Annotated in this window: 13 protein-coding genes; 7 read left to right on the forward strand and 6 right to left on the reverse strand. The window is 73.9% G+C overall.

All coding sequences use genetic code 11. The features are described from left to right. Positions 1-74: 74 nt before the first annotated feature. Positions 75-833 carry an IclR family transcriptional regulator gene (locus H505_RS0120150; RefSeq protein ID WP_026403423.1) on the reverse strand — a complete coding sequence of 253 codons (759 nt, stop codon included), beginning with the start codon at positions 831-833 and terminating at the stop codon, positions 75-77. A 142-nt stretch (positions 834-975) separates the two neighbouring features. On the opposite strand from H505_RS0120150, the gene H505_RS0120155 reads away from it, so the two are divergent. Genes H505_RS0120155 through H505_RS47865 form a run of 5 tightly spaced genes read left to right on the forward strand, consistent with a single transcriptional unit; the run spans position 976 to position 5,259 of the window. Then, positions 976-1,269, forward strand: coding sequence for a Dabb family protein (locus H505_RS0120155; RefSeq protein WP_026403424.1), 294 nt, complete (start codon positions 976-978; stop codon positions 1,267-1,269). Further along, positions 1,262-1,912 carry an isochorismatase family protein gene (locus tag H505_RS0120160; protein ID WP_026403425.1) on the forward strand — a complete coding sequence of 217 codons (651 nt, stop codon included), beginning with the start codon at positions 1,262-1,264 and terminating at the stop codon, positions 1,910-1,912. The genes H505_RS0120155 and H505_RS0120160 overlap by 8 nt, the downstream gene beginning before the upstream one ends. After that, complete coding sequence (locus H505_RS43190) at positions 1,909-2,790, forward strand: isocitrate lyase/PEP mutase family protein (RefSeq protein ID WP_034518950.1); 882 nt, start codon at positions 1,909-1,911, stop codon at positions 2,788-2,790. Before H505_RS0120160 ends, H505_RS43190 begins: the two co-directional genes overlap by 4 nt. Next, a complete protein-coding gene (locus tag H505_RS0120170) occupies positions 2,787-3,530 on the forward strand; it encodes a maleate cis-trans isomerase family protein (RefSeq protein WP_026403426.1) in 744 nt (247 codons plus the stop codon). The genes H505_RS43190 and H505_RS0120170 overlap by 4 nt, the downstream gene beginning before the upstream one ends. Positions 3,531-3,561: 31 nt before the next feature. Then, positions 3,562-5,259: a carbon-nitrogen hydrolase family protein gene (locus tag H505_RS47865; protein WP_051300932.1), complete on the forward strand. Its 1,698-nt coding sequence runs from the start codon at positions 3,562-3,564 to the stop codon at positions 5,257-5,259. A gap of 68 nt (positions 5,260-5,327) precedes the next feature. On the opposite strand, the gene H505_RS0120180 is transcribed toward H505_RS47865, so the two are convergent. Beyond that, complete coding sequence (locus H505_RS0120180) at positions 5,328-6,008, reverse strand: LysR family substrate-binding domain-containing protein (RefSeq protein ID WP_026403427.1); 681 nt, start codon at positions 6,006-6,008, stop codon at positions 5,328-5,330. Positions 6,009-6,063: 55 nt separating this feature from the next. Between H505_RS0120180 and H505_RS0120185 the strand changes: the two genes are divergently transcribed. Next, positions 6,064-6,447, forward strand: coding sequence for a DUF5997 family protein (locus tag H505_RS0120185; RefSeq protein WP_026403428.1), 384 nt, complete (start codon positions 6,064-6,066; stop codon positions 6,445-6,447). A 118-nt stretch (positions 6,448-6,565) separates the two neighbouring features. Here the strand turns inward: H505_RS0120185 and H505_RS0120190 are convergent, their stop codons facing one another. From H505_RS0120190 to H505_RS0120200, 3 genes are read right to left on the reverse strand one after another with little or no spacing between them, the layout of a single operon-like run. Continuing rightward, positions 6,566-7,786, reverse strand: a complete 1,221-nt coding sequence (locus tag H505_RS0120190) for an MFS transporter (protein ID WP_026403429.1) — start codon at positions 7,784-7,786, stop codon at positions 6,566-6,568. Beyond that, entirely contained in the window at positions 7,783-9,546 is a 1,764-nt protein-coding gene (locus H505_RS0120195; RefSeq protein WP_026403430.1) for an ABC transporter ATP-binding protein, read from the reverse strand. The genes H505_RS0120190 and H505_RS0120195 overlap by 4 nt, the downstream gene beginning before the upstream one ends. Then, on the reverse strand, positions 9,543-11,357 hold the full coding sequence (locus tag H505_RS0120200) for an ABC transporter ATP-binding protein (protein ID WP_245592579.1): 1,815 nt from the start codon (positions 11,355-11,357) through the stop codon (positions 9,543-9,545). The genes H505_RS0120195 and H505_RS0120200 overlap by 4 nt, the downstream gene beginning before the upstream one ends. 59 nt (positions 11,358-11,416) lie before the next feature. On the opposite strand from H505_RS0120200, the gene H505_RS43200 reads away from it, so the two are divergent. Next, positions 11,417-12,064, forward strand: coding sequence for a MerR family transcriptional regulator (locus tag H505_RS43200; RefSeq protein ID WP_051300933.1), 648 nt, complete (start codon positions 11,417-11,419; stop codon positions 12,062-12,064). Here H505_RS43200 and H505_RS0120210 read toward each other — a convergent pair. Further along, on the reverse strand, positions 12,057-12,725 hold the full coding sequence (locus H505_RS0120210) for a GntR family transcriptional regulator (RefSeq protein ID WP_199747541.1): 669 nt from the start codon (positions 12,723-12,725) through the stop codon (positions 12,057-12,059). The two genes, H505_RS43200 and H505_RS0120210, sit on opposite strands and share 8 nt — an antisense overlap. Positions 12,726-12,795 lie beyond the last annotated feature (70 nt).

The following is a 12,795-nucleotide window of genomic DNA, read 5'->3' on the forward strand; positions in this document are numbered from 1 at the left end:
TCTCGCAGTGTGAGACGAGCGGCGCCGTGATCGACGCCGAAGGAAGGGCGGTCCGCCGCCCGGCGGAAGCGGCCTCAGGCCCGGTCGAGGGCGCCGGTGATCTCCTCCGCGCCGGAGATCACGAGCTGGATGATCCTGGCCCGGTCGTTCTGCTGGAGGCGGTACAGCGGTCCGGCGACGCCGAGCGCCGCCACCACGCGCCCCTGGTCGCGGATCGCCGCCGAGACGCCCCAGATGCCGTCGTCGACCTCGCCGAAGCTCTCCGTCCAGCCGATCCGGCCGATGGTCTCCACGTCGGTCTCGAGCTGGTCGCGGACGGGCTCGGTCAGCTCCGGGGCCGACGCCAGGTAGCGCCGCCGCTCGGTCGCCGGCATGGAGGCGAGCAGGACGCGCGCCGCCGACCCCTCGTGCAGGCTCATCGGCTCGCCGGGGGTGAACTGCAGGCGCACGTGGTGCGGGGAGTCGACGCGGTCGACGCACACGGCGCTCCACCCGATCCGCTTGATCAGCAGCGCGGTCTCGCCGCAGTCCTCCACGATCGACTCCAGTACGGGGCGCGCCGTGTCCTCCAGGCTCCGCCCGCCCGCCCGGGCGGCCCCGGCCAGCCGGACGAACACCCACGACAGGCGGTACTCGCCCGTCCCGACCTCCTCGATCATGCCGGTCTCGCGCAGCACCGACAGGTAGCGGTACATCGAACTGCTGGGCATGTCGAGGGCGGCGGCCAGGTCGGCGGCGCCGCGGGTGGGGCGCTCCTCGTCGAACTCCAGGAGGATCTGAAGAACCTTGCGGGCGCTCTCGGCACCGCTGCGCCTGCGAGCGGGCTCTGGCATGTCGTCTCCTCGTCGGGGGGCGCCTGTGGCTTGACGGGGCACGGACTCCGGACCTACCGTGCCTCACATAGCGAAAACTACTCTCTCACAATGTGGTAGCCGGGTGCATCGTTTCGATGAAAGAGCCCGGAGGGACGTCGCCATGCTGCGACACATCATTCTGCTCCGCTGGAGCCCCGAGGCCACCGAAGCGCAGCGGGCGGCCGCCGCGGACGCCTTCCGCGCGCTGCCCGCCGCGATCGGCCAGATCCGCGCGCTCTCCTGCGGACCGGACCTCGCCCTCGGCGAGAACGGCCACGACTTCGCGGCCGTCCTCGACTTCGACGACGCGGACGGCTGGCACGCCTACCAGCGGCACCCCGCGCACCGCGCACTCGTCGCGGACCTCGTCGCTCCGATCCTGGCCGAGCGCGCGGCGATCCAGATCGATGTCTGACTCCGCGACCGGCCGGCCGCTCGCCGACGACTACCGCGAGGCCGGATTCGGCGGACGCCTCGGCCTCGGCGCCCGTCCGGCCCTGCTCGTCGTCGACCTGGTCCGCGCCTACCTCGACCCGGGCAGCCCGCTCTTCGCGCCCGCCGCACCGGCCGCGCTGGAACGCGTCGTCACGCTGGCGGAGCACGCCCGCGCCCAAGGGCACCCGGTGGTCTTCACCTACGTCTCGTACACGCCGGGCGGCGCGGACGGCGGCTGGTTCTACCGCAAGGTGCCCGCCCTCCGGCTGTTCGACGAAGGGTCCCCCCTGGCTCTGCCGCCCGCCGAACTCGTCCCGAGGGAAGGCGACCTCACCGTCCGCAAGCAGTACCCCAGCGCGTTCTTCGGAACGTCACTGGCGGCGACCCTGCACGCCCAGGGGGTGGATTCGGTGGTGGTCACCGGTGTCAGCACCAGCGGCTGCGTGCGGGCCACGGTCGTCGACGCGCTGAGCCACGGGTTCCGTGCGGCCGTCGCGGCCGACGCCGTCGCCGACCGCGACCCGCGCCCCCACGACGCCGCCCTGTTCGACATCGACACCAAGTACGGGGACGTCCGCACCAGCGCCGACATCGCCGCCGCGTGGACGGGGAGCGGATCGTGAGCACCGCGGACACCCATCCCGCCGACCGGCTGCGCGGCTCGCTGAACTCCGGGCCGCCGGTCCTGGCCGCCGGATGCCACGACGCGCTGAGCGCGCGGCTCGCCGAGGCCGCGGGCTTCGAGGCGGTGCATCTGTCCGGCGCACTCGTCGGCGCGAGCGAACTCGGGCTGCCGGACCTCGGCTTCACCGGCGCGAGCGACATGCTCGCCGCCCTGCGGCGCGTCGTCGCGGGCACCGGCGTGCCGATCGTCGCCGACGCCGACACCGGCTACGGGGACCCGCCGCAGGTCGCCGAGACCGTCCGCCGCTACGAGCGGGAGGGAGCCGCCGCCCTGCACCTGGAGGACCAGGTGCAGCCGAAGCGCTGCGGCCACGAACCCGGCGTCGAGGTGGTCGGCCTTCCCGTGGCGCTGGCCCGGCTCGACGCGGCCGTCTCGGTGCGCCGCCGCCTGGTGGTGATCGCCAGGACGGACGCGCTGCGGGCCGCGGGGCCCGACGAGATGCTCCGCCGGGTCGCCGCGTTCGCCGCCGCCGGAGCCGACGCGATCATGGCGGAGGGCGTCGTGGACGCCGAGCTGCTGCGCCGGGTCCGGGACGCGGCCCGCGGGCTCCCGCTCGTGGTGAACTGCTCGGCGGCCGGGCCCGCCGCCGACCCGGCCGACGTCCTCGGCCGCGCCGGCGGCCGGCTCCTGCTGTACCCGGTCGCGGCGGCGCTCGCCGGCGCCGCGGCCATGCGCACCGCCTACCGGAGCATCCTGCGCCACGGCCGCGCCCCCGACCCCGCGATGACCTGGACCGACTTCAACGACCTGCTCGGCCTGCCCGGGCTGGCCGCCCGCTTCCCCGACCGACCGCCAGCCGAGGAGAGGACTCCATGACCACCGTGCTCGCCGACCGCCGCGTCTTCGGCGTGATCGTCCCGTCCACCAACACCGTCGTGGAGGACGAGTACTACCGCCACCGCGCGGACGGCGTGTCCTTCCACGCCGGGCGGATCCTCATCCGCAACGCGGCGCTCGACGACGACGCGAGCTTCCGGACGTTCCTCACCGAGCTGCGCGCCGAGATCGGCAAGGCCGTGGAGTCGGTGCTCACCTGCGAACCCGACCACCTCATCATGGGCATGAGCGCGGAGACCTTCTGGGGCGGCGTGGACGGCAACGCCGAGTTCGAACGCCTCATCCGCGACCTGTCCGGGCTGGACGTCACGACCGGCGCGTCCGCGTGCCGGGCGGCGCTGGCCCGGCTGGGCGTCTCCCGCATCGGCGTCGTCACCCCGTACCAGCCCGTCGCCGACGAGCAGGTCCGCCGGTTCTTCACCGAACTCGGCCACGAGGTGGCCGGCGTCCGCGGCCTGAAGTGCGCGTCCGCGACGTCCATCGCCGGCGTCACCCGGGACGAGCTGCGCGCCGCGTTCGCCGAGGTGGACGGACCGGACGTGGAGGCCCTCGTCCAGGCGGGCACGAACCTGCCGGTCATGGGAGTCGCGGCCGAACTGGAAGAGGAGCTCGGCAAGCCCGTGGTCGCGATCAACGCCGCGACCCTCTGGCACGCCTACCGCACCAACGGGATCGGGGACCGGATCCCCGGCGCGGGCCGCCTGCTGGCGACCCTCTGACCGGCCGCCCCACGACGAGAGGAGCACCACCATGACGAAGATCCGCGTCGCCGCCGCCCAGTTCTTCTCCGGGACCGACCCCGTCGAGAACCTGGCGCTGTGCAGGGAGTACGTGCGCCGCGCCGCCGCCGCGGGCGCGCAGTTGGTCGTCCTCCCGGAGAACGCCAACCGGGTCCGCGACTACGCCGACCGAGCCGAATGCTGGGCGCGCAGCGAGGAGCTGTCGGGACCGTTCGTGACGGGGCTGCGCGCCACCGCCGCCGACCTCGGCGTCCACATCGCGGCGGGCGTCGACCTGCGCGGCGCCGCCGAGCCGGTCGTGCACATCGCGTCCGTGCTCATCGGCCCGGACGGCGAGGTCATCGGCGTCCACAACAAGCACGTCCTCTGGGACTACGAGTACACGCTGTTCGAGCCGGGCGACGAGCCGTACGAGGTCCACGACACCGCGCTCGGCCGGATCGGCCTGCTGCTGTGCGCGGACGGCATCGTCCCCGACACCCCGCGGGCGCTCGCGCTGCTCGGCGCGGAGATCCTCTGCAACTCGCTGAACTCCCGGGGCCCGGACGAGTTCCGCGTCCACGTGCCGCTGCGCGCGATGGAGAACCGCGTGTGGCACGTCGCGGCCAACACCGTCGGGGGTCCCGAACACGAGTGGCCCTGGATGGGCGGCAGCCAGATCGTCGCCCCGGACGGGACCCGGGTCGCCGACGCGGGCGAGGCCGAGCCCGGCCTCGTGACGGCCGACATCGAACCCGCCGCGGCCCGCGACAAGCGGATGCCCGGGGTCGCCGACCTGTTCGCGTGGCGGCGCCCGGACCTGTACGCCCCGCTGGCCCGCCCACTGGACGAGGTCCCGGCCGCCGCCATGTACGGTCCGGCCCCGGCGGACATGCCGCCCCGGCCGCTGCCGGTCGCGATCATGCAGGTCAGCTTCTCCCGCAACACCGAGTGGACGGTGCGCCGCGCGCTCGGGCAGATCTCCCACGCGGCCCGGTCCGGCGCCCGGCTCGGCGTGCTGCCCGAGCTCTTCTGCTTCGAGTCCGGCGAGGTGGCGGCCGACCCGGCCCGCGCCGCGGCGGTGTCCCGGGACGTCCTGGCGCGCATCGCGGCCGCCTGCGCGGAGGCGAAGATCTGGGTGGCCGTCGACCTCGTCGAGGAGTCCGGCGAGGGGTACCACTCGACCGTCCACCTGGTCGACGACACCGGCGCGACCGTCCACCGCTACCGCAAGACGCACCTGACCGACGGCGACCGCGTGTGGGCGGCGCCCGGCGATTCCCTGACGGTCGCCGACACCCCGATCGGACGGCTCGGCTTCATGATCGGCGACGAGGTGTGGGTGCCGGAGATCGCCCGTGCCCTCGCGCTGGAGGGCGCCGAGCTGATCGTCCATCCCACCGCGTGGGGCACGCCCGAGGCCATGCACGTCGCCGCGACCGAGCGCACCGAGGAGAACCGCGTCCACCTGGTGTCGGTCAACCGGTTGGACGACCCCGCCGGGCTGGGCAGCCAGGTACTGCGCGCCGACGACTTCGTTCCGGGACAGCCGATCGCGGTGATGCGCTACCCGACCGGCTACTGGACGCGCCCCGGGTTCGAGGAGCAGCTCGTCTTGGAGCTCGACCTGCGGGAGTCCAACGACAAGATGATGGGTCACCACCTCGATCCGCTGGCCAAGCGCCACCCGCATCTGTACGGCAGCCTGGTCGAAGAAGCGACCGGGTAACGGCCGCCCGCGCTCCCGACCGGCGAGCGAACCGCGCAGACTCGAACCCCGGAACTACGGAGCTCTCGTCACCTCCGGCGCCGCTTCTGGCGGCGGTGCTTGGAGGCGGGGCGCTGTTGCGGCGGCTTCTTACGGGCGGGCTGCTGGGGATTGCGGCCACGGGAGCTGTTGGGGGTGCGGCCGCGGACGATGCCGATCAGTTCCTCCATGAGGTCGGTCGTCTCGGCATCGAGCCAGGCCAGACCGATCCGGGACTGGGGGGCGTCGGTCACGGTCCGGTAGGTGAGGTCTCTGCGGTGGTGGAGGCGGGCCAGGGACTGCGGGAGCAGCAGGACGCCGGTTCCCGACGCCACCAACCCGATCGCGCCGGCGGTGCTCTCGGGACGGGTGAAGGCAGGCTGCCCCGGGCGGTCGTCCCAGGTCAGCACGTCGTCGAGGGGCTCGAACACGTCCTCGTCGGCGAGATCGGCGAGCTCCACCTCCTCCACCGCGGCCACCGCGTGGTCCTTCGGCACCACCACCACGGTCGTCTCCAGGTACAGCGGGATCACGTGGAGCCCCTCGCGGTCGACGGGCAGGCGTACGAACGCCGCGTCCACGCCACCGTTCCGCAGCAGGGGGACGACCTCGGTCGCCGGCGTCTGCAGCAGGCGAAGCGGCACCTCCCGGACCCGCTCGGCCCACACCCCGGCCCACTTCCCGGGCGTCACGCCCGGCACGTAGGCCAGCCGGAACTCGCTATCGGTCACTCCGCCACCCTAGTCACGTCCAGACGGTCCCCTCCCGCTGGCTACCCTTGAGGTCATGGGCACGTCCAAAACAAAGACCCCGCAGACCATGAAGTCCGCGACCGCGGCCAAGAAGCTGGGGATCCTGCTGTCGGCAGCACCCGCCGAGTTCCAGGAAGGTCCCGTCTCCCGGGACGAATTGAACGCGCTCCAAGCCGACCCGCCCTCCTGGCTGGCGGACCTGCGCCGTGAGGGCCCCCACCCCCGCCAGGTCGTCGCCGCCAAGCTCCGCGTCTCCATCTCGGGGCTGGCCCGCGCCGGTATCACGGGCCCCCTCACCACGGCCGAGATCGAGAACCTGAAGGCCGAAAGGCCCGACTGGCTGGAACGCGAGCAGGCCGTCCAGGCCGAGGTCCGCAAGGAGGAACTCCGCCTCAAGCAGCAGCGCGCCGCATCCTGACTCACGCCAGGCCCGGCCGAACCGCCGGGCAGCGACCGGTGTCCCGGCCACGCGACGCCGGGGATGTCGTCGCGGCGACCGAACGGTGCCGCGCTTGGCGGCGGCCCGGCCGCGGGGGTCACGTGGTGCGCCAGCGAGGGGCGACGACGGCTCCGGCGACGGCCAGGACGGCCGCGAGCGCGACGGTCCACGTGAATCCGGTGGCGGCGGCGAGGGCCAGGGCCGCCGAGCTTGCGACGGTGACGAAAATGCCCTCGATCGCCATCGGGACGCTGTAGTCGGTCGCCGCGGACGCGGGACGGGCGAGCGCCATGGACGTCGCGGCGATCCAGGTGACCTTCGCCCCGTAGACGATCGAGACGACGGTCATGGCGGCGAGCGTCGGCACGAGGGGGGCGTGCCCGGCGGCGAGGGGGAGGAGGGCGGCGACCCCGGCGATGCCGAGCACCCCCGTGACGAGGGCGGGACGTGTCCGTCCGTACCGGCCGACGGCCGCGCCGGTGGCGAGCGCCGCGACGACCTGGGCGCCGGTCGCCGCGGACGTGGCCAGCGCGATGCGGTCGGTGGACCACCCGGCGGACAGCAGCATGGCGGGCTGGACGGCCGTCGCGAGCCACTCGCTGACGGCGAAGACCGGGATCACCAGCAGCGCCCACGCGGCGGCCCGGCGGTCCCGGAACAGTGCGCCGAGCACCCTCGGTGCCGCGGCCGCTCGGCCGTCCGGTTCGGGCGGTTCGCGGATGCGGGTGAGGACGGCGAAGGGGACGAGGTGGACGGCGGCGAGCGCGAGGAGCGTGACGGTCCAGCCCGCGTGCGCGTACAGCAGCAGGGCGCCGCTGGAGCCGATGAGGAGTGACGCGGAGGCCGACGCCATCTGCACGCCGTTGCCGACTCCGTGCTCGCCGCGCCGAAGGAGCCGTACCGCCAGCCCGTTCAGCGCCGTGTCGTGGAACACCGACAACCCCAGGAAGACGATCGTCAGCGCGAGCGTCAGCGGCAGGTCGGCGACCGGGTCGAGCGCGGCGAGTGCGGCCAGGGTCGCGATCAGCGGCGGCTGCGTCAGCAGCAGCCAGCCCCGGTAGCGGCCGAACCCGGACGGGCGGGCGCGGTCGATGATCGGGGCCGTGAGGAACCGCAGGAAGTACACCGCGCCGAGCATGTTGATCGCGGCGACGGCTCCGAGCGGCACGTCCCGCGAAAGCAGGATCGTGCCGAGGGCGAGGAAGAAGAACGAGTACCCCGTGTTGGCGACCAGGTAGAGGGCGCCGACGACCGCCAGGGTGCGCCCGCGGGGTGCGGGCGCACACCGGGCGGTGCCGGCGCGGTGGGGCGCGGTCACGCGTGCGGCGCCGGGGGACCGGACGAGGTGATGCGCCAGCTCTGCGTTCGCTCGTACTGGTCGAAGAGCCGGGCGAAGGCACCCCCGGCGGCCCGCAGGTCCACCGGACGCCCGGTCTCGGTGACCCGGCCGCCGTCCAGGGCGACGACGTGGTCGGCGGCGGCCAGCGTGGCGGGCCGGTGCGCGATCACGATGACGGTGCGGTCCGAGTCGCGGGCGAGGCGCCCGATGGCCTGCCCGACCGCGCTCTCGCTCTCCGGGTCGAGCGCGGACGCGGCCTCGTCGACGAGGACGATCCGGGCGCGCTTGAGGAACGCGCGGGCGATGGACACGCGCTGCCGCTCGCCGCCGGACAGCTGCGCGCCGCCCTCGCCGACGCGCGTGGCCCAGCCGTCCGGGAGCCGGTCGACGACCTCGTCCAGGCGGGCCTCGCGGGCGGCGGCGTCGAGGTCGGCGCGGGTGGCGTCCGGGCGGGCCAGCAGCAGGTTCTCCTCGATCGTCGTGTCGAACAGGTACACGTCCTGGAACACGATCGCGATGTCGTCGAGCAGGGCGGCGTGGTCGTACTCGCGGACGTCCCGGCCGCCGACCCGGACGTGCCCGGAGCCGGTGTCGTGGAACCGTGCGACGAGCCGCGTCACGGTCGTCTTGCCCGATCCGGACGGTCCGACGAGCGCGGTGGTGCTCCCGGCGGGGCAGCGGAACGAGACGCCGGACAACGCGGGCGCCGAGGGGTCCCCGTAGGCGAAGGTGACGTCGTCGAACTCGATGGAGGCGTCCGCGGCGCGCCGCACGGGGTGCGGGGCCCGCGGCAGGGCGGGCGCGTTCAGGACGGCTTCCACCCGGCCGACGTTGTTCACCATCGCCCGCAGCGCCCCGTCCAGTTCGATCAGCGTGCCGAGCGGCTCCAGGAACCGGACGGCGAGGACGAGCAGTGCGACGGTGTCGGGGACGCCGAGGCCCCCGGAGACCAGAAGGTGCGCGCCGAGCACCAGGACGGCGACGAACCCGGCCATGACCACGCCGGTGAACCCGAGGTCGGGGAGCATCGCTCGGTTGAGGCCGCGCCGGTAGCTGCTGCGGTGCTCGTCGAGGGCCTCGCGCATCCGGTCGCCGCCCGTCCCCCCGCGGCCCGCGGCGCGCAGCACGGGCTGCGCCTGGCCGATCTCGATCGCGCGGCCCGCGATCTCGGTGGCGGCCGCGTGCAGCTCCTCGTCCGCGGCGGTCGACACCCGCCCGGACCAGCGCAGCGTCACGTACGCGAACGGCGCGACGGCGACGAACAGCAGCGCGAGCCGCCAGTCGACCGCACAGGTGACGCCGACGATGGTGGCGGGCACGAGGACGGACGTCAGGGCGGGCTGCCCGATCGTCACGGCGAGCGTGCCGATGGCGCCGGCGTCCGTCGTGACCGTGCGGGCGAGCCGCGCCTTGCGTTCGGTCGTGAACCAGCCGAGCGGCAGCGTCGTCGCGTGCTCCATCAGCCGGTGCCGCAGCCGGGCCGTCATCTGCATGGCGGCGGCGAAGCCGACCGGGACGGCCAGCACGGTCAGCACCGCGTACACGGCGAGGCCCGCGCCGCCCGCGACGAGCCACGGGACGGCCGCGCCGACGTCCGGTTCGGGGCGCAGCAGCGCCCGCAGGATCGGGACGAGCGCGCCGAGCAGCAGGCCCTGCAGGACGGCGAGGACGGTGGTGAGCGCGCCCAGCCGGGCGATCAGCCCGGGGTGCGGCAGCAGCCGGTACAGCTTGCGGATCATGTGTCGGCTCCGTTCCGCTGGGCGCGCCACATGCGGGCGTACAGCCCGTCGCGGGCGATGAGGTCGTCGTGGGCGCCGGTCTCGGCGACGCGCCCGCCGTCGAGGACGACGATCTGGTCGGCGCCCCGGACGGTGTTCAGGCGATGGGCGATGACCAGCACCGTCTTGCCCGCGGCGAGCGTGGACAGGGCCTCCTGGACGGCGTCCTGGCTGTCGGGGTCGAGTGATGCGGTGGCTTCGTCGAGGACGACGATGGGCGCGTCCGACAGGATTGCGCGGGCGATCGTCAGCCGCTGGCGCTCGCCGCCCGACAACCCGGCGCCGTCGGTGCCGAGCACGGTGCCGTAGCCGTCCGGGAGCCGCTCGACGACGTCGTGGATCTGCGCGGCCTCCGCCGCGCGCCGCACGTCCCGGAGGCCGGCGTCCGGTCGTCCCACGCGGATGTTCTCGGTGACGGTGTCGCGCAGCAGCGCCACGTCCTGGAACACCAGCGACATCGACGACAGCAGCGCCTCGGCCGGGATCTCGCGGAGGTCGGCGCCGCCGATCCGGATCGCGCCGCCGGTCACGTCGTAGAACCGGGGCAGCAGGCTCGCGATGGTCGACTTGCCCGCGCCGGACGGCCCGACGAGCGCGGTGACGGTGCCCGGTTCGCACACGAACGTGACGTCGGTGATCGCGTCGGTGACGCCGTCGTAGGAGAAGGACACGCGGTCGAACTCGACGCGGTGGCCGTCCGGGGGCCGCGGCGCGGTCGGCCGCGGCAGCGGCTCCCGGGACAGCAGGGCGTCGATGCCGGTGGCGGCCATCCGTCCCTGCCGCAGGCCCTGGCCGCCCTGGACGGCCGGGACGATCGGCGTCGGCAGGCCGATCCCGACGATGAGGAACGGCAGCAGGTCGGCGGCGGGGAGCCCGCCGGACGCGACGAGCGGCACCCCGGCGGCCAGGACCACGGCGAGGACGGCGGGCTCGCAGGCCAGCAGGCGCGAGAGGGCCGAGCTGATCCGGGTCTCGGCCACCCAGACGCGCATCGCCTCGGTGTGCTCGGCGACCGCTTCCCCGAAGCGGCCGAGGCCGGTGTCGCCGCCGCCGAACGTCTTGACGACCGTGATCCCGTCGGCGTACTCGACGACGGTGGTGTTGATGCGTCCGGTGGCCGCGGCGAGCCGGGCGAGGTGAGCGGACATGGAGCGCATCGAGACCCGGTAGGCGACCAGCATCGCGGCCGGGACCGCGGCGGTGACCAGCGCCATCCGCCAGTCGACGAGCACCAGGTAGGCCAGTCCGACCGCCATCGCCGTGACCGCGCCGACGAGTTCCCGGAGCGAGTGCGCGATGAGCTGGTGCATCTCCTCCAGGTCGTCGGTCATGGCCTTCTTCACCCGGCCGGACCCGGCGGCGCGGAACCAGCCGAGCGGCAGGAGCCCCAGGTGCCGGACGATCCGGACCCGGAGGTGGTGCAGGATCGCGGCGTCCGCGTAGTGCCCGAGGCGCGAGGACGCGAAGAGCAGCACCAGCCGCAGTACCGCGCCCGCCGCGCCGACGGCGACCCACGTCCGGATGGCGACGTCGGGAGCGCCGGCGAGCGCCGCGCGGGCGATCTCGGCGATGGCGATGTAGGGGGCCAGCCCGGCGGCCGTGCCCACCGCCGACAGGACGGTGCAGCCGATCAGGTGGGGGCGGACGGGACGCAGTAGCCGTCCCAGCGCGCCCGCCCGCACGAGTCGCGAGGTGTCGGTATCGGGGGCGGGGGGCGGTGCCGGCGGGGGATCTTCGGCGTCCTGGGTCGACGTCGTTTCGGTGATCGTCACGAATACGTTCCTTAGGGAAGGCTATCCTCACCGAGATCCTCGGAGTTAAAGTCGTCTTCATGTCAAGCGACGATGCGGTCCCGATCGGTGAGGCCGCCGCCCTGTACCGGCTGGCGCCGTCCACGCTGCGCTGGTGGGACCGGCAGGGCGTGGTCGCGCCCACCGCCCGGCACGGCGGCAGGCGGTTCTACGGGGAGGACGACCTGCGGCGGCTCGGCCTCGCCTACCTGTGCCGCGTCGTCGGCATGATGCCGCTCGACGCCGCGGCGGTCGTGGCGTCCGGCACGGCCGACCTGGACACCTGGCGGCGTACGATGCGCGCCGAGATCGACCGCCTGGACGAGCGGGTCGAGCGGCTCACCGCCGCCCGCGACTACCTGAACCATCTCCTGCGGTGCGAGGACGACGACATCATCCGGTGCTCGTACCTCGACGCGGAGCTGGAGACGCGCACACCGCTCGGCCCTCGCGCCCGCACCGATCTCGTCGCGGCGGCCCGCGCCCGTGACGTAAAGAAGGATGCCGTGCGTGACGAAAAGGCCGGGCCGGTCTGTCCGTCCTGCGGAGGCGCCGTCGAGCGGCCCGCACGCGGACGCCCGCGCACGTACTGCTCGCCCGGCTGCAGGCAACGCGCCTACCGCGCCCGCGCGCGCCGAGACGAGACCACTTCTCAGACGCGACCGACTGCGAGAAGCCGTCCTACGTGAAGAGGTCGAGTGTTCCGACGATGTGGGATTCCATCGCGACTCGGGCGACCTCGGCCTTCCGGGAGCGTATGGCGTGGCGGATCACGTCGTGGTCGTGGTTGCGCTCGCGCACCGCGTCCGCCATGAGCCGCGCACTGCCGAACGTGGCGATGAAGAAATCGGACATGTCCCACATGCGTTCGCTCAGCTCGGCCATGATCCGCGAGTGCGCCATGCGGTGGATGGTGAGGTGGAACTCGCGGTTCAGGCCCCGGTAGCCGCGGCGCCGGGTCTCCGGATCGGGGCCGGCGCCCAGATCCTCGGTCCGCTGCCAGACGTCCTCCAGGGCCCGGAGCTGCTCGTCGGTGCGCCGGGCCGCGGCCGCCGCCGCGAGCTCGCCCTCGGACCGGCCGAAGAGCTTGAAGAAGTCCCGCACCTCCTGGAGGGAGTACACCGCGACCCGGCAGCCGCTCTGCGGGATGATCTCCACGATGCCGACCGTCTCCAGCCGGCGCAGCGCGTCCATCACCGGCTGCTTGCTGACACCGAACTCGGCTTTGAGCTCCTCGATCGAGAGGCGCGCGCCCGCCTCGTACCGACCGTCGAGCAGCCGCTCCTTCAACTCGTCGAGGACGACCTGCCCCAGCCGCTGTCCCGAGCGGCCGTTCGGGGCCCCGCTCACCACGTGTTCCTCTCGTTCATACCGGGCCGAGTGTACGGCGCCGGGCGGCCGGGCCGCCCGGCGCACCACC

Source organism: Actinomadura rifamycini DSM 43936 (genome assembly GCF_000425065.1).
GTDB classification, from domain to species: domain Bacteria; phylum Actinomycetota; class Actinomycetes; order Streptosporangiales; family Streptosporangiaceae; genus Spirillospora; species Spirillospora rifamycini.